This is a genomic window from Pseudomonas sp. B5(2017) (assembly GCF_002112825.1).
GTDB lineage: Bacteria > Pseudomonadota > Gammaproteobacteria > Pseudomonadales > Pseudomonadaceae > Aquipseudomonas > Aquipseudomonas putida_Z.
Map to the genome: position 1 here is coordinate 108,631 of NZ_NEIR01000017.1, position 15,109 is coordinate 123,739.

Consider the following 15,109-nt stretch of genomic DNA (forward strand, 5'->3'; position numbering starts at 1 on the left):
AGGGCGTGGCAGATGCGACCATGCACCTGTCGGCATCTTTCCCAATACCGAAATCGACCCGTCCACCAACCGTGAGCACACGCTATGTCGAGCACACTTCCGCGGCGCACGTACCTGTATTTCACTGCGCAATCGATCAACCTGACGACTGCGGTCATGTCCGTGACCATGGCGGCCATTGTCGGGGCGGCGCTGGCGCCTGCCGCCACGTGGTCCACCGTGCCCTATGGTTTCCAGTTCCTCTGCCTGATGCTGGCCACCTATCCGGTCTCCAGGCTGATGAGCCGTATTGGGCGCAAGCGCGCCTTCATGCTGGGCTCGATCCCTTTGGCGGTGTCTGGCATCAGTGGTTACCTGGCTGTGCAGTACCAGCACTTCCCGACGCTGGTGATCAGCCATTCGGCGTTGGGCATCTACATTGCGTTTGCCAACTTCAATCGCTTCGCGGCCACCGACAATCTGGCTCAGAACCTGAAGCCCAAGGCGCTTTCCCTGGTGGTGGCCGGTGGGGTGATCGCTGCCGTGGTCGGGCCGGCGCTCACCGAGTGGCTGAGGGACGTTGGTGGGTATCCGCTGTTTTCGCTGTGCTACGCCGCTTTTGTCGGCCTGGCGGTGATGTCGTTGCTGACAGCGGCCTGCCTGCCCGGCGATACCGGCACCGCCAGTAACGACCGTGCAGCGAAACCGGCTGGCACGACCGCCGAGCCGCTGAGCCCGGTGGTTGCCGTGGCCATGGCAGTGGCCGCGCTGGGCTATGGGATCATGAATTTGCTGATGATCCAGGCGTCCATGCACATGAAACACATGCATGAGGACTTTTCCGACGTTCGCCTGGCGATTCAATGGCATGTGATTGCCATGTTTGCGCCGTCGTTCTTCACCGGCGCCATCATCCACAAACTCGGCATCAGGGCCACCATCTGTCTCGGCCTGGGCCTGCTGATCGGTTGCACGGCCATGAACATGTGGTCGCACAGCTACGCGATGATGACCTTGTCACTGATAGCCCTGGGCCTGGGTTGGAACCTGACCTACGTGGGCGGTGGGGCGCTGTTGGCGCAGACGCTGCAAAACAGCCCGGCAGCGATGCAGATGCAGGGGAAGAACGATCTGGCCATTGCGGTGTTCGCGACCATTGGCGCATTCAGCCCGTCGCTGTTGCTGGGCACGGTCGGTTGGGATGGCACCAATGCCATCTGCATGGCCCTGTGCATCGTGCTGCTCATGGCCACCGCAGGGGTGCTGCAGCGCAAGGTTTCAGGGCCTGCCAGGGCCAGCTAGGCCCCGGCTACCCACTGCGCGGCCCGCGGCAGGGACGCGCAAGTGCTGTTCAGGTCAGGCGCCGTGGCACTTCTTGAACTTTTTCTGGCTACCGCACGGGCACGGGTCGTTACGGCCAACGTCCTTCAGGGCGTTGCGTACCGGCTCCTGGTGGCCGTGGTTGCAGTGCGGGCCGTGTACATGGCCATGATCGTGGTGGTGATCATGATCGTGGTTGCAGTCAGGGCCATGAACGTGGGGTTGCTGGGACATTGCAGGGTTACTCCGGTTTGTAATCACCGGGGATTATCTCACCACTGCGCGACAAGTGCAGGTCCCGATGGATGAGCAACCCGGTCGCCAGCTCGCCCTGCAGGCTGTAGTGCAGCGGTTGTTCGCTTTTCAGCAGCTTGGCCAGTGGTTTCAGGTGCTGCCACAGGTTGGTCCGCGCGGTGATCTTGAAAGTACGCTGGGCATGCCCGCCGACACTACGCCACACGCTGGTTTCATCCTGCACCAGCAACAGGTCGTTGAGGCGTATGGCATACGACAGGTTGCGGATGAACAGGCGGCTGTCATTGGGGTTGTCGATTCGCAGATGCAGCACGAACTCCTGCTCCAGCAACCTGGCCTTGACCGTCTCCACCTCGACCAGGTGCACCTCGGGTTCGCGCCAGTCGTCACTGCCCCAGCTGGCGCAGCCCGCCAGCAGTGCCAGCCATGCCATCAAGGTGGCGAGCAGCAGCGGGCGGGTGCGAGCGATCATGTTCAGCTACCCACGTAACTGGCGCAGCATTTCTTGAACTTCTGGCCGCTGGCGCAGGGGCAGGGGTCGTTGCGCCCGGCCTTGAGCCCGACCGTGGGGTCGATGAAGTACCAGCGCCCGGCATGCTGGACGAATGCCGAGCGCTCGCGGTGCTGATGGTCACCCTCCTGGTCGTGCCAGCGTGCAGTGAAGGTGACAAAACCGTGCTCCGGCTGGCCGCCCAGCACCTCTGCGCTTTCCACCTCCAGGCCCAGCCAGGTGCTCTGGGCGCTCCAGGCGGCCATGGCGGCACGGTCCAGGCCGGCTTGCTGGGCGGGCAGGGTGGTGGCCACCAGATAGTCGACCAGGCCCAGCACATAAGCGCTGTAGCGTGAGCGCATCAGCGCCTGGGCATCCGGTGCCGGGGTGCCGGCATGGTAATGCCCGCAGCAGGCGTCGAGCAGGTTGCCACTGCCACAAGGGCAGACCGAGACACTCATCATCACCACCAGTACTTGCCGAAGTTTTCAGGGTTGGCCCAGAACTTGGCATTCAGCCAGTCCGGTACCTGCTTGTAGTCATGTAGATCATAGGTGAACAGGCTCAATACCTGCTGGTCACGGCGGAATTTCTCGCTGGCCGACAGGGCCAGGGCAAAGAAATCGGTGTCTTGCCAGCCACAGGCGGCCAGGTCGGCCAGCACCGCGACCCGGCTGGCATTGAGGTTGCGAATGCCGCCGAGCAATTCCAGGCCGGTGCGTTTGGGCAGGTGCTCCAGGCAGTCCACCAGTACCGCCAGGTCAAAGCGCTGGGCTGCCAGTTCGGCCGGCAGCGGGCCTGGGGCGGCCGTGGCGATGGTTACCTGTGGGTGCGCCTGGGCGAAGGCGTCCAGCGCCGGGAAGCGCGTGCCCACCAGCAGCAGGCGTTGCGGGGTGAAGCGCTCGAGCAGGGCCGCCAGGGCCTGCTGCGGGGTGCGCTGGGAAAAACCGTCGGTCATTGGCAATCCTCGTTGAAGTCGTCCAAGACTAGCGGGCCGCAGCGTGCGGGCAAAGAGGCATGTGACTGTGTCGTGGCTTATTGGTGGCAGGGATCAGATGCTCGGTCTTTACTCCCTGAAATCGGCCTTATGCCGATTCCCCCTAGGAGAAGCAATGAAATGAGCATAGTACGCACAGCGATACCCCTGGTTCTGCTCACCAGTGTGTTGACTGGTTGTGCAGGTTTGCAAAAGACCGACTGGCCGAAATGTGCCGCCGTCGGGGGTGTAAGCGGCGCTGCCCTGGGCGCCATCGAGAGCTCCAGCTGGGCTGGTTGGGGCGCGTTGCTGGGCGGTGGCCTGGCGGCGGGCTATTGCTGGGCCCATGGCGATGGCGACGAGGATGGCGACGGCGTGCCGGACAGCCGTGACAAGTGCCCAGGCACCCCGCGCGGTGTGCAGGTCGATGCCAACGGCTGCCCGCCAGAGCCGGCCGCGGTGGTCGAGGAAGTGGTGGTGCAGAAGGAAGAAGTCATCGTCATCCGCGATGTGCACTTCGAGTTCGACTCTGCGCGCCTGACCGCCAGCGACAAGGAGCGCCTCAACACCATTGCCACGCGCCTGAAACAGGAAGCGCCGTCCGCCCGCCTGAGCGTCAGCGGCCATACCGACAGCGTCGGCTCCGACAGCTACAACCAGAAACTGTCCGAGCGCCGTGCCCACTCGGTGACCGATTACCTGGTCGAGAGCGGTGTGCCGCGCAGCAGCTTCGTTTCGGTGGTCGGTGCCGGTGAAACCCAGCCGGTGGCAGACAACGCCACGGCCGATGGGCGCGCCATGAACCGCCGTACCGAGATCAAGATCCAGCGGTAGAGCGGCGTGCGCCCGTGCCTTGAGCAGTGGCACGGGCGCGCCTTCACGGCGGTCAACCGTCCGTGGCCAATGACACAGGAGCATTCAGCATGAGTGTGACGTCGAAGGCGGCGCTGCCGCTGTTGGTGGCTGCCAGCCTGCTCGCGGGCTGCGCCACCCACAGCGATGGCAGCGCGCCGCTCAACCAGAGGACCTGGCCCATCTGCAGCCTGCTCGGCGGCCTGGTCGGTGGTGGCCTGGGCGCCATCGAAAGTTCGAGCTGGGCGGCTGGCGGCGGTGCCCTTGGCGCCATTGCCGGGGGCCTGATCTGTTACGCCCAGGATGGCGACGAAGATGGCGACGGTATTTTCGACCGCCGCGATCGTTGCCCCGATACCCCCGCCAACACTGCGGTCGACCACATGGGTTGCCCGTTGAAGGTGTACCCCGCATCGCCGCCTGCCACTGAACCTGAACCCTCGCCAGAGGTGATCATCCTGGATGACAACGGCGCGGTGATGTTCGCCTTCGATTCCGCCGAGCTGACCCCGGCGGCCCAGCAGCGCCTGCAAGGCCTGGTGGCGAAGCTCGATTCACCGACAGTGGCGAAAGTAAGCGTGATCGGGCATACCGACAACGTAGGCTCCGACAGCTACAACCAGGCACTTTCCGAACGCCGCGCCAGCAGCGTGGCCGTTTACCTGATCAGCCAGGGGCTGGAGGCGGGCAAGGTCACCAGCCAGGGGCGTGGTGAGAGTGAGCCGCTCACCGACAACGAAAGCGAGGAGGGCCGCGCCCGCAACCGACGGGTGGAACTGCACCTCAACTGAGTGGTGCTGGCGCCTGTCCTGGCATTGCAGTTAATGTTGGTCGCACGGCCCGCTCGAACGGGCCGTCTCGACATAACAACAATTCATGGGGGCGGGATATGAGGTTCATCCTGGGCTTGGGCAAGGTCCTGACAGTCGCTTTCTGGGGTGTGGTGTTGTTCAATCAGTTGATGCCACAACCCTTGCCCTTCAATCTGCTGATCAACGCCGCCGGCATCACCTTGCTGGGCCTGCACCTGCTCGAAGTGCTGTTCTTCAATGGCAGCCTGCGCGGGCGCAGCCACCGCTGGTTCGATCGTTTGCAGATCCTGTTGACGGGTATCTTCCATGTCATGTCCATCCCCCGTGTGCAGGAGGCGCCGCGAAATGCGTAATCTGATGTTGCTGGCCATGTTGGCCGTTCCCCTGGCCCAGGCCGAAAGCCTGGAGGTCGCTGCCAATTCCATGCTGCGCCTGCCCGACAAGTCGGCAAGCGTGCACCTGGCACAGTTGCGTGTCGCCGATGCCGCAACCCTGCTGCTGCCTGCCACGCTCGCTGAGTTGAAGGTCGACCAGCTGGAGTTGGGGCGCGATGCACGTATCGCCATTGCACCTTCCGATAGCCCGTTGCTGATCGAGGCGCGCAGTGCGCGGCTGGGGGAGGGTAGCGAATTCAGTGCGCCGGGAGCGGCGGGTACTTACCAGCGGGGAGCCCGGTCGGGCCGCAGCCTGGACCTGAAACTGGCTGAAGTGGATGCCGAGCGCCTGGCCATCGATGCCCGTGGCGGTGCCGGTGCGCCGGGGTACGTGGGGCTCGATGGCGCCAACGGCCAGGCCGGTGGCTGCACCTGGGGCCAGGCTAGCCGCGGTGCCAATGGCGATGACGGCGGCAACGGGCACGATGGTGCGCCGGGTGGGCGCATCCGCTTGAGCGTGCCGCAGGGCTTCCCGCAAGAACGCATCGTGGTGCGCCTGGACGGCGGCGCACCGGGCAAGGCCGGGGCTGCTGGCAAGGCCGGCAAGGGCGGGGCTAGCAAGGGTTGCCTGGTGTACCGCACAGACGCCGGCGCCAATGGCCGGCCGGGGCAGCCGGGCCAGCCTGGGTTGGCCGGCGCTGCAGGTGAGCTGATTCTGCAGCGCCTCTGAAGCCTTGCCGCGCCCCCTGTAGGAGCGGCCTTGTGTCGCGATGGGCTGCGCAGCAGCCCCAGGATTTCAGCGCCTTCGCACAAATTGCCGGGGCTGCTGCGCAGCCCATCGCGACACAAGGCCGCTTCTACAGGGGCCGCGCAGATCCTGTCAGAGCATCAGCCGCGAACTGGCCACGGCTACCACCGCCAGGCCCAGCAGCAGGTTGATCCCCACCATCCGCCGAATCCGCCCCAGCACTGCCGCACCTGCCGGCCAGTCTTCGGCCTGCACCGCCGCCCTCAACTCCGGCAGCAGCAACGCCTGGATGCGCATGAACAGGGCAAACATGGCGATGCCTCCACCGATCATCACCTGCACATACTTCGGTGCAGTCTCGAAGCCGCTGAAGCGCATGTGCAACATGCCGATACCACTTATCGCCAAAATCGCCACGGCCAGCCAGACCCAACCGAAGAAGCGTCGGAAAACTTCCACCCACAAGCGCAGCCGGGCAGGCCCCTCAAGGGCTGCAACCGTTGCCGGGCGCAGCACAAGCCAGGCGAAGAACATGCCGCCGACCCACACCAGGGCGGCCAGGACATGCAGTGTGTAGGGCAGGGCAAAGGCAAGCATCCGGATCTCCATGCGGCATAAAGGGCAATAGCGGGGTATGATAGCCGCCCCATGCGAAACACTGAAAATATATCCAGCCCTCCGGGCGCCTGCAGACCATGATCAGCAACGAACTCAAAGCCACCATCCAGGGCGCCTATACGCGTTTTCTCGAAGCCAAGAGCCTCAAGCCGCGCTATGGCCAGCGCCTGATGATCGCCGAAGTGGCCAAGGTGCTCGGCGACATCGCCTGCGACGAAGAAGGCCGCCGTGCCGGCGAGCCTGCCGTGGTGGCAGTGGAGGCGGGCACCGGTACCGGCAAGACGGTGGCCTACAGCCTGGCTGCCATTCCGGCCGCCAAGGCCGCCGGCAAGCGCCTGGTGATCGCCACCGCCACCGTGGCGCTGCAGGAGCAGATCGTCTTCAAGGACCTGCCCGACCTCATGCGCAGCAGCGGGCTGAACTTCAGCTTCGCCCTGGCCAAGGGCCGTGGCCGCTACCTGTGCCTGTCCAAGCTCGACATCCTGCTGCAGGAGGGCCACGCCCAATCGGCCACCGCCCAGCTGTTCGAGGAAGAAGGCTTCCACATCGAAGTCGACGAGCGCAGCCAGAAGCTGTTCAACAGCATGATCGAGAAGCTTGCCGGCAACCGCTGGGACGGTGACCGCGACAGCTGGCCCGAAGCCCTGGAAGACCAGGACTGGGCGCGCCTGACCACCGACCACAGCCAGTGCACCGGCCGTCATTGCCCGAACTTCCAGCAGTGCGTGTTCTACAAGGCCCGCGAAGGCATGGGCAAGGTCGATGTGATCGTCACCAACCACGACATGGTGCTGGCCGACCTGGCCCTGGGCGGCGGCGCGGTATTGCCCGACCCGCGCGACACCATGTACGTGTTCGACGAAGGCCACCACCTGCCGGACAAGGCCATTGGCCATTTCGCCCACTATTCGCGCCTGCGTTCCACTGCCGACTGGCTGGAGCAGACCGCCAAGAACCTGACCAAGCTGCTGGCCCAGCACCCGCTGCCCGGTGACCTGGGCAAGTACATCGAACAGGTGCCGGAGCTTGCGCGGGAAGTGCGCACCCAGCAGCAGTTCATGTTCACCCTGTGCGAGCAGGTTGCCGACTTCCGCCCCAGCGAGGACAACGAAGGCCGTGAGCGCCCGCGCTACCGCTTCGAAGGCGGCGTGGTGCCGGAGCAGATTCGCGAAGTGGGCATCGAGCTGAAAAAGGGCTTTGCCCGCCTCAACGACCTGTTCACCCGCCTGGCCGACCTGCTCAAGGAGGGCATGGACGGTGAGGTCAACATCGGCATCGCCAGCCATCAGGCCGAGGAGTGGTACCCGCTGTTCGGTAGCCTGGTCACCCGTGCCCAGGGCAACTGGGAGCTGTGGACGGCCTTTACCGCCGAAGACCCGGAAGACAGCCCGCCCATGGCCCGCTGGCTGACCCTGGCCGAGAGCGGTGCGCTGTTCGATATCGAAGTCAACGCCAGCCCCATCCTGGCCGCCGAAATGCTTCGCCGCAGCCTGTGGAGCGTGGCCCATGGCGCGCTGGTGACCTCGGCGACGCTGACCGCGCTGGGCAAGTTCGACCGCTTCCGCATGCGCTCGGGGTTGCCGCGTGACGCGGTCACCTGCGTGGTGCCCAGCCCGTTCGTGCATGGCGATGCCGGCCTGCTGCGGGTCCCCGACCTCAAGGCCGACCCGAGGGATGCGGCCGCGCATACCGCAGCGATCATCCGCGAACTGCCGAACATCGTCGAAGATGCCCGCGGCGCGCTGGTGCTGTTCTCCTCGCGCAAGCAGATGCAGGACGTGTTCGATGGCCTGGACCGTGACTGGCGCAAGCTGGTGCTGATCCAGGGCAACCTGTCCAAGCAGGAAACCCTGAACAAGCACAAGGCGCGGGTCGACGATGGCCAGCACAGCGTGCTGTTCGGCCTGGCCAGCTTTGCCGAGGGTGTCGACCTGCCGGGTGCCTACTGCGAGCACGTGGTGATCGCCAAGATTCCCTTTGCCGTGCCCGACGACCCGGTCGAAGCGGCGTTGGCCGAGTGGATCGAAGCTCGCGGCGGCAACCCGTTCATGGAAATTGCCGTGCCCGACGCCTCGCTGCGGCTGATCCAGGCTTGCGGCCGCCTGCTGCGAACCGAACAGGATCGCGGTGTCATCACCTTGCTTGACCGGCGCCTGGTCACTCAGCGCTACGGCAAGGCTATTCTCAATGCGCTGCCGCCGTTCCGGCGGGAGATTTCCTGACCGCCGGAGCACACTTGCTCCGGCGCGATGTCCATTACTCAGTCGTGGGCCATGAGGGCCCTGAAGGAGAGCCCCAGCCTTATGGTCCGCCGTACCCTGCCCGCCATTTTCGCCCTGTTGTTCAGCTCGCCCTTGCTGGCTGGGCAGCAGACGCTGTTCAGCTTCGTGCGCCCGGCCTCGGTGGTCAACGTGGCGACCGAGGATGCCGGCATGCCGCAGTACAACGCGGAGCAGACGGCCGAAGGCGAAGTGTTGCGGCGCGTGGTGTTCAACCCGGCCCAGCGGCCGACCCTGCGCCTCAGCCCGCAAAGCGGTGTGTGGGATTGGTCCGGCGGTCAGTTCCTGACCTTGCGCCTGCAAAGCGCGATGGATTGGGCGCTGACCGTGGACGTCATGGTGCAGGGCAGTGATGGCCGCACGTTGACCAGCCGCATTGACCTTCCGGCCGGTCCTGCGCAAACCGTGATGGTACCGCTGACGGCCAGCTCGCCGCTGAGCCAGGGCATGCGCGCCGGCCCGCCCATGCCCTGGAACCATGGCGGCCAGCGCCTGCTGCTGACCAGCAGCGCCGGCGCGGTCGACCTCAAGCAGGTGGCGTCGGTCAGCCTGAGTATCCCCAACCCCAAGGTGGCGCAGAACCTGCTGATCGAGCGGGTTGGCATCCAGGATGACGACCAGGCCTACAAGGCGGCCTACCATGAGCTGATCGATGCCTATGGCCAGTACACCCGCGGCCATTGGCCTGAAAAGGTTGCCAATGACGAGCAGCTCAAGGCGGCCGATGCACGCGAGCAGCAACAGCTCAAAGGCTGGCTGGCAGAGCGTGGCAAGCAGCAGCTGGATGCATACGGTGGCCTGCTGGCCGGGCCGGCGTTCGAGGCCAAAGGCTTCTTCCGCACCGAAAAGCGTGACGGCCGCTGGTACCTGGTAACGCCCGAGGGGCATCCGTTCTATTCCCTGGGGGTGAATGCCGTGGCCGCGGATGGCGGGCGTACCTACGTCGCCGGGCGTGAGGGGATGTTCAAGGCGTTGCCGGGCGAGGGTGATGCACTGGCCGCATTCTATGGCGATGGCAACAACGACGACGGCAACCCCTCGTCGCAAGGGCGCAACTTCAAACAGGGGCGCTGGTTCGATTTCTATGCCGCCAACCTGCAGCGCACCTATGGCAAACCCTGCCCGCCCGCCGTAGAAGGGCAGCCGGCCAACTGCCCACCATTGGCGCTGGATAGCGCACGCTGGCAGGCGCATGCGCTCGACCGCCTGCAGGCCTGGGGTTTCAACACGGTCGGAAACTGGAGCGAGCCGGCCCTGGGCCAGGCCAGGCGTATACCGTACACCTTGCCGCTATCGATCGTGGGGGATTACGCCAGCATCAGCACCGGCATGGACTGGTGGGGCCGCATGCCCGACCCGTTCGACCCGCGTTTTGCCATGGCTACCGAGCGCGCCGTGGCCATTGCCGCCCGCGATCACCGTGACGACCCCTGGCTGATCGGTTATTTCGCCGACAACGAACTGGCCTGGGCCGCCCCCGGTAGCGACCCGAAGGCGCGTTACGGCCTGGCCTACGGTACCTTGCGCCTGACCACCGATGTACCGGCCAAGCGCGCCTTCCTCAAGCAGTTGCGTGACAAGTACCGCAACCAGGAAGGGCTGTCCAAGGCCTGGGGCATCGAGCTGACCGCTTGGGAACTGATGGAGGACCCGGGCTTCGAGGCACCGTTGCCCGACCCGGAGCACCCGGAAATCGAGCGTGACTACCAGCACTTCCAGCAGGTGTTCGCCGAAACCTACTTCAGGACCATTGCCGACTCGTTGAAGTGGCATGCGCCCAATCACCTGCTGCTGGGGGGCCGCTATGCCGTCAGCACGCCGGAGGCGGTCAAGGCCTGCGCGGAGTTCTGCGATGTGCTCAGCTTCAACTTCTATACCCTCAAGCCGCAGGATGGCTACGACTTCGCCCGCCTGGCCGAGCTGGACAAGCCGGTGTTGGTGTCCGAGTTCCAGTTCGGCTCGCGCGATCGCGGGCCGTTCTGGCCGGGGCCGCTGGAAGTGGCGCGGGAAGAAGACCGTGGCCCGGCCTACGGCAACTTCCTCAAGGCGGCCCTGGCGCAGCCGATGATCGTTGGCGCGCACTGGTTCCAGTACCTCGACCAGCCGGCCAGCGGCCGCCTGCTCGATGGCGAGAACGGCCACCTCGGGTTGGTGGCGATCACCGATATGCCATACCCGGGGTTTGTCGATGCCGTGCGCAAGAGCAACTTGCAGGCAATGAGCCAGCTGCGCGCCCAACTGGAAAAACCGGCGCCCTAGCAACCGGCTGACGCGGTCTGGTGTAGGAGCGGCCTTGTGTCGCGATGGGCTGCGCAGCAGCCCCAGGATCTCCGCCGCAATGCACAATTTGCCGGGGCTGCTGCGCAGCCCATCGCGACACAAGGCCGCTCCTACAGGAGCACCGTTCGTCCTGGCTGCCATTCGTCGCGACCACTTGGCCCAAGCCAGTTTGCAAAACACGCAACTACTGAAACAATGCACACCATTTTCGGAATTGGTCGTACGGAGAACAGCGGGTGCAGATCCAGGGTCACTATGAGCTGAAGTTCGAAGCAGTGCGCGAAGCCTTTGCCGCGCTGTTCGATGATCCCCAGGAGCGTGGCGCCGCGCTGTGCATCCAGGTTGGTGGCGAAACCGTGGTCGACCTGTGGGCCGGCAGTGCCGACAAGGACGGCCAGCAGGCCTGGCACAGCGATACCATCGCCAACCTGTTCTCCTGCACCAAGACCTTCACCGCTGTCACCGCCCTGCAACTGGTCGGCGAGGGCAAGCTGGCCCTCGATGCGCCGGTGGCCAACTACTGGCCCGAGTTCGCCCAGGCAGGCAAACAGGCGATCACCCTGCGCCAGCTGCTCAGCCACCGTGCCGGCTTGCCGGCCATCCGTGAGCTGCTGCCGGCCGAAGCGCTGTATGACTGGCAGGCCATGGTCGATGCGCTGGCTGCCGAAACGCCCTGGTGGACACCCGGCACCGAGCACGGCTATGCCGCCATTACCTACGGCTGGCTGATCGGCGAGCTGATCCGCCGTGCCGACGGCCGTGGCCCCGGCGACTCGATCGTGGCCCGTACCGCTCGGCCGTTGGGGCTGGATTTTCATGTCGGCCTGGCGGACGATGAGTTTTATCGCGTGGCGCACATCGCCCGTGGCAAGGGCAACGCCGGGGACGCTGCGGCGCAGCGCCTGCTGCAGGTGACCATGCGCGAGCCCGAGGCCCTGTCGACCCGTGCCTTCACCAACCCGCCGGCGATCCTGACCAGTACCAACAAGCCGGAGTGGCGGCGCATGCAGCAGCCAGCGGCCAATGGCCATGGCAATGCGCGCAGCCTGGCGGGCTTCTATGCCGGGTTGCTTGACGGCAGCCTGCTCGAATCCGAACTGCTCGACGAACTGACCCGTGAGCACAGCCTCGGGCAGGATCGCACCCTGCTCACCCAGACCCGTTTTGGCCTGGGCTGCATGCTCGACCAGCCCGACGTGGCCAATGCCACGTTCGGCCTCGGGGCCCGCGCCTTCGGCCACCCAGGTGCTGGTGGCTCGGTCGGTTTCGCTGACCCGGAACACGATGTGGCCTTCGGTTTCGTGGTCAATACCCTTGGCCCTTATGTGCTCATGGACCCGCGAGCCCAGAAACTGGTACGCGTCCTTGCCAGTTGCCTTTGATCGGGTAATGCGGGTGTTGCCCCACCCCTTTGACTATCCTCAATGCCAACGCCTGAAAGGCGTAGGCAAAATTTCTTTCTATTTCATGGTGTATCGCTGATGTCTTCACACAAAACCTTAGCACTCGCCCTGTGCCTGACCGCCGTTACCGGCTGCGCCAGTCACCCCCAGGACGGCTCGAAGGACAGCGCCTCGAGCTGGTGGCCCTTCGGTTCGGACAAGGTTGCCGAGCAGGAAGTGAAGCAAGCCGTCACGGAAAACGTGGCCAAGGCCGACGCCAAGTCCGACAACGCCAGCCGTTGGTGGTGGCCGTTCGGCGGTGAAGAGAAGCAGGCAAAGGGGCCGGTGGTACCGAAGATCGACCAGAAGGCCACCCAGGCCTGGCTGGACGAGTACGAGCCCAAGCTGCGTGAGGCGATCAAGGGCAGCAAGCTGGAACTGGAGCGCCGTGACAACGTGCTGGCCGTAACCATCCCGGTGGACAGCTCGTACAACCCTGATCGTCCGAACATGCTGTTGCCGATGACTCTGGGCCCGATCACTCGTGTGGCCAAGACTGTCGAGGGCGATGCCAAGACCGCCGTGCTGGTGCTCGGCCATGCCGACAGCAGCGGTGTCGCTGCCGCCAACCAGAAGCTCAGCCTGGAGCGCGCCGCTTCGGTGTCGGCCATTTTCCGCCTCAGCGGCCTGCAGCGTGATCGCCTGAACCTCAAGGGCATGGGCTCGGAAATGCCGCGCGCCGCCAACGACAGCGCCGAGGGCCGTGCCCTGAACCGCCGTGTGGAAATGCTGCTGACCCCGCAAAACACCATGGTCGCCCTGCTGGCCAAGTACCAGCAAGCCGCCCCGGCGCGGGCCCCGATGGTGGCGGTGCAGGACGTCAAGGCGCCTGCCGCCAAGCCTGCCGACAGCAAGCCGGCCACCAAGGCTGCGGCGAAGAAGCCTGTAACCAAAGCCAAGGCCAAGGCGCCAGCCAAGACCACGGCCAAGAAAAAAGCCGCGCCGGCCAAGCCCGTCGCCAAGAAAGCTACCACTGACAAGAAAGTAGCTGCCAACAGCCCTGCGAAGACCAACTGATCGTCAAGGAACGCAGCAATGACCCAATCCCTGGCCGATATGCGCCGCGACTACACCCGTGATGGCCTGGCCGAAGCCCAGGCCCCGGGAGAGCCGTTCGCCCTGTTCCACCAGTGGTTCGCCGATGCGGTGAAAACCGAGCAGGTACCGGTGGAGGCCAACGCCATGACCTTGGCCACTGTCGATGGTGACGGCCGCCCTCACTGCCGTATCTTGCTGCTGAAGGGGCTCGATGAGCGTGGTTTCACCTTCTTCACCAACTACGATAGTGCCAAGGGCCAGCAACTGCTGGTCAACCCTTTCGCCGCCATGACCTTCTTCTGGCCGGCACTGGAGCGCCAGGTGCGCATTGAAGGGCGGGTGGAAAAGGTCACGCCCCAGGAGTCTGACGCCTACTACCAGGTGCGCCCGCTGGGCAGCCGCCTGGGGGCCTGGGCTTCGCCGCAGAGCCAGGTGATTGCCGGCCGTGAGGAGCTGGAGGGGCTGGTCAAGGCCACCGAGGCGCGCTTTTCCGACACCCAGCCGCATTGCCCGGAACATTGGGGTGGGTATCGTTTGCTGCCTGAACGCATCGAGTTCTGGCAGGGGCGGGCCAGCCGCCTGCATGACCGACTGAACTACCGGCTGGTGGATGGGCAGTGGCTGCGGGAGCGGTTGGCGCCCTGAGATTGTTGGGGCCGCTTTGCGGCCCTTTCGCGACACGAGGCCGCTCCTACAGGGAGCCGCGTCAGTTGCCGGGATCGCGATCCCCTGTAGGAGCGGCCTTGTGTCGCGAAAGGGCTGCGCAGCAGCCCCGGCACTCCATCAGGCTACCCCGGATACCCCGCAGCCGCCCGCTCCAACCACCCCGCCAACTGCTTGCGCCCCACCTTCTCCACCCGCGCCTGCTCCAGCCTTTGCAGCATATACGTGCGTTTTGCAGGGTCCGCCCCAGCCAGCGACAACGCCAGGTCACGGTCCATCCAGCGGCGCATGCGCACATACAGCCACCAGTGGAAGTACAACCCCGCAACGGTGGTGACCACGACGATGAAGTAATCCATGGCTATCCTTGGTCTCACTTGAAAGGCCTCGACACAGCCACGCAGGCTGTCCCTTGGCTGAATGAAAACAATTTTATTACGTTTGTACCGTGACAGCCGTCAACGTGCAGCGTCTAATGAGCACCTGACTTATGGAGACTTTACCCATGCGTAAATCCGCTTTGCTGGTGGCGACCTTTACCACCATGTCGTTGTTGCTGGGTGGCTGTGCCTCGAGCCTGACCGGTGACAGCTACTCCCGTGATGAGGCCCGCCGCGTGCAAACCGTGCGCATGGGCACCATCGAGTCCCTGCGCCCGGTCAAGATCGAAGGCACCAAGACCCCGATCGGCGGTGGTGCTGGCGCCATCGTCGGTGGCGTGGCCGGCAGCGCCGTGGGTGGGGGCCGTGGCAGCATCGTCGCTGCCGTGATCGGTGCCGTTGCCGGTGGCCTGGCCGGTTCCGCCGCCGAAGAAGGCCTGACTCGTACCCAGGGTGTCGAAATCACCGTGCGTGAGGATGATGGCAGCATGCGTGCCTATGTGCAGGCCGTGCAGCAGAACGAGATCTTCCGCGTTGGCGACCGCGTGCGCATCATGACTGTCGATGGCACCAGCCGCGTCACGCACTGACCGTAGCCCAACA

Annotated in this window: 17 protein-coding genes; 11 read left to right on the plus strand and 6 right to left on the minus strand. The window is 65.0% G+C overall.

What is annotated here, in order from left to right; translation table 11 throughout:
* Window positions 1-84: 84 nt before the first annotated feature.
* Window positions 85-1,281 carry an MFS transporter gene (locus CAG00_RS23580; RefSeq protein ID WP_085614193.1) on the plus strand — a complete coding sequence of 399 codons (1,197 nt, stop codon included), beginning with the start codon at window positions 85-87 and terminating at the stop codon, window positions 1,279-1,281.
* A 54-nt stretch (window positions 1,282-1,335) separates the two neighbouring features.
* Here CAG00_RS23580 and CAG00_RS23585 read toward each other — a convergent pair whose 3' ends face one another.
* Genes CAG00_RS23585 through CAG00_RS23600 form a run of 4 tightly spaced genes read right to left on the minus strand, consistent with a single transcriptional unit; the run spans window position 1,336 to window position 3,002 of the window.
* Entirely contained in the window at window positions 1,336-1,533 is a 198-nt protein-coding gene (locus CAG00_RS23585) for an SEC-C metal-binding domain-containing protein (RefSeq protein ID WP_003258907.1), read from the minus strand.
* Window positions 1,534-1,540: 7 nt separating this feature from the next.
* On the minus strand, window positions 1,541-2,026 hold the full coding sequence (locus CAG00_RS23590) for an LEA type 2 family protein (protein ID WP_013973937.1): 486 nt from the start codon (window positions 2,024-2,026) through the stop codon (window positions 1,541-1,543).
* A gap of 2 nt (window positions 2,027-2,028) precedes the next feature.
* A complete protein-coding gene (locus tag CAG00_RS23595; protein ID WP_015271542.1) occupies window positions 2,029-2,505 on the minus strand; it encodes a YchJ family protein in 477 nt (158 codons plus the stop codon).
* 2 nt (window positions 2,506-2,507) lie between these two features.
* Window positions 2,508-3,002 carry a DUF6231 family protein gene (locus tag CAG00_RS23600; protein WP_025340372.1) on the minus strand — a complete coding sequence of 165 codons (495 nt, stop codon included), beginning with the start codon at window positions 3,000-3,002 and terminating at the stop codon, window positions 2,508-2,510.
* 159 nt (window positions 3,003-3,161) lie between these two features.
* On the opposite strand from CAG00_RS23600, the gene CAG00_RS23605 reads away from it, so the two are divergent.
* From CAG00_RS23605 to CAG00_RS23620, 4 genes are all read left to right on the plus strand, one after another.
* Complete coding sequence (locus tag CAG00_RS23605; RefSeq protein ID WP_025340371.1) at window positions 3,162-3,854, plus strand: OmpA family protein; 693 nt, start codon at window positions 3,162-3,164, stop codon at window positions 3,852-3,854.
* A gap of 89 nt (window positions 3,855-3,943) precedes the next feature.
* Entirely contained in the window at window positions 3,944-4,663 is a 720-nt protein-coding gene (locus CAG00_RS23610) for an OmpA family protein (protein ID WP_025340370.1), read from the plus strand.
* Between the two features lie 98 nt (window positions 4,664-4,761).
* Entirely contained in the window at window positions 4,762-5,037 is a 276-nt protein-coding gene (locus CAG00_RS23615; protein ID WP_023663398.1) for a DUF1145 domain-containing protein, read from the plus strand.
* A complete protein-coding gene (locus CAG00_RS23620; protein WP_075046127.1) occupies window positions 5,030-5,788 on the plus strand; it encodes a collagen-like triple helix repeat-containing protein in 759 nt (252 codons plus the stop codon). The genes CAG00_RS23615 and CAG00_RS23620 overlap by 8 nt, the downstream gene beginning before the upstream one ends.
* A gap of 150 nt (window positions 5,789-5,938) precedes the next feature.
* On the opposite strand, the gene CAG00_RS23625 is transcribed toward CAG00_RS23620, so the two are convergent.
* Complete coding sequence (locus CAG00_RS23625; RefSeq protein WP_003258897.1) at window positions 5,939-6,403, minus strand: CopD family protein; 465 nt, start codon at window positions 6,401-6,403, stop codon at window positions 5,939-5,941.
* A gap of 98 nt (window positions 6,404-6,501) precedes the next feature.
* Between CAG00_RS23625 and dinG the strand changes: the two genes are divergently transcribed.
* From dinG to pdxH, 5 genes are all read left to right on the plus strand, one after another.
* Window positions 6,502-8,646, plus strand: coding sequence for an ATP-dependent DNA helicase DinG (gene dinG, locus CAG00_RS23630; RefSeq protein ID WP_013973931.1), 2,145 nt, complete (start codon window positions 6,502-6,504; stop codon window positions 8,644-8,646).
* A gap of 81 nt (window positions 8,647-8,727) precedes the next feature.
* Window positions 8,728-10,962, plus strand: a complete 2,235-nt coding sequence (locus CAG00_RS23635) for a beta-galactosidase (RefSeq protein WP_085665459.1) — start codon at window positions 8,728-8,730, stop codon at window positions 10,960-10,962.
* Between the two features lie 257 nt (window positions 10,963-11,219).
* Window positions 11,220-12,365, plus strand: coding sequence for an EstA family serine hydrolase (locus tag CAG00_RS23640; protein ID WP_025340366.1), 1,146 nt, complete (start codon window positions 11,220-11,222; stop codon window positions 12,363-12,365).
* Window positions 12,366-12,464: 99 nt separating this feature from the next.
* On the plus strand, window positions 12,465-13,442 hold the full coding sequence (locus tag CAG00_RS23645; protein ID WP_085614187.1) for an OmpA family protein: 978 nt from the start codon (window positions 12,465-12,467) through the stop codon (window positions 13,440-13,442).
* Window positions 13,443-13,460: 18 nt separating this feature from the next.
* On the plus strand, window positions 13,461-14,108 hold the full coding sequence (pdxH, locus tag CAG00_RS23650; RefSeq protein WP_085665460.1) for a pyridoxamine 5'-phosphate oxidase: 648 nt from the start codon (window positions 13,461-13,463) through the stop codon (window positions 14,106-14,108).
* A gap of 143 nt (window positions 14,109-14,251) precedes the next feature.
* Here the strand turns inward: pdxH and CAG00_RS23655 are convergent, their stop codons facing one another.
* A complete protein-coding gene (locus tag CAG00_RS23655) occupies window positions 14,252-14,485 on the minus strand; it encodes a hypothetical protein (RefSeq protein ID WP_075046122.1) in 234 nt (77 codons plus the stop codon).
* Between the two features lie 146 nt (window positions 14,486-14,631).
* Here CAG00_RS23655 and CAG00_RS23660 point away from each other — a divergent pair, with 146 nt between their 5' ends.
* On the plus strand, window positions 14,632-15,096 hold the full coding sequence (locus tag CAG00_RS23660; RefSeq protein WP_013973925.1) for a glycine zipper 2TM domain-containing protein: 465 nt from the start codon (window positions 14,632-14,634) through the stop codon (window positions 15,094-15,096).
* Window positions 15,097-15,109: the final 13 nt, after the last annotated feature.

Bases quoted from the DNA above. Each gene is read 5' to 3' on its own strand.
- CAG00_RS23645 (WP_085614187.1), top strand. From the start codon at position 12,465: ATGTCTTCACACAAAACCTTAGCACTCGCCCTGTGCCTGACCGCCGTT.
- CAG00_RS23595 (WP_015271542.1), bottom strand. From the start codon at position 2,505: ATGAGTGTCTCGGTCTGCCCTTGTGGCAGTGGCAACCTGCTCGACGCC.
- pdxH (WP_085665460.1), top strand. From the start codon at position 13,461: ATGACCCAATCCCTGGCCGATATGCGCCGCGACTACACCCGTGATGGC.
- CAG00_RS23590 (WP_013973937.1), bottom strand. From the start codon at position 2,026: ATGATCGCTCGCACCCGCCCGCTGCTGCTCGCCACCTTGATGGCATGG.
- CAG00_RS23585 (WP_003258907.1), bottom strand. From the start codon at position 1,533: ATGTCCCAGCAACCCCACGTTCATGGCCCTGACTGCAACCACGATCAT.
- CAG00_RS23660 (WP_013973925.1), top strand. From the start codon at position 14,632: ATGCGTAAATCCGCTTTGCTGGTGGCGACCTTTACCACCATGTCGTTG.
- CAG00_RS23615 (WP_023663398.1), top strand. From the start codon at position 4,762: ATGAGGTTCATCCTGGGCTTGGGCAAGGTCCTGACAGTCGCTTTCTGG.
- dinG (WP_013973931.1), top strand. From the start codon at position 6,502: ATGATCAGCAACGAACTCAAAGCCACCATCCAGGGCGCCTATACGCGT.
- CAG00_RS23580 (WP_085614193.1), top strand. From the start codon at position 85: ATGTCGAGCACACTTCCGCGGCGCACGTACCTGTATTTCACTGCGCAA.
- CAG00_RS23610 (WP_025340370.1), top strand. From the start codon at position 3,944: ATGAGTGTGACGTCGAAGGCGGCGCTGCCGCTGTTGGTGGCTGCCAGC.
- CAG00_RS23620 (WP_075046127.1), top strand. From the start codon at position 5,030: ATGCGTAATCTGATGTTGCTGGCCATGTTGGCCGTTCCCCTGGCCCAG.
- CAG00_RS23655 (WP_075046122.1), bottom strand. From the start codon at position 14,485: ATGGATTACTTCATCGTCGTGGTCACCACCGTTGCGGGGTTGTACTTC.
- CAG00_RS23625 (WP_003258897.1), bottom strand. From the start codon at position 6,403: ATGCTTGCCTTTGCCCTGCCCTACACACTGCATGTCCTGGCCGCCCTG.
- CAG00_RS23635 (WP_085665459.1), top strand. From the start codon at position 8,728: ATGGTCCGCCGTACCCTGCCCGCCATTTTCGCCCTGTTGTTCAGCTCG.
- CAG00_RS23600 (WP_025340372.1), bottom strand. From the start codon at position 3,002: ATGACCGACGGTTTTTCCCAGCGCACCCCGCAGCAGGCCCTGGCGGCC.
- CAG00_RS23605 (WP_025340371.1), top strand. From the start codon at position 3,162: ATGAGCATAGTACGCACAGCGATACCCCTGGTTCTGCTCACCAGTGTG.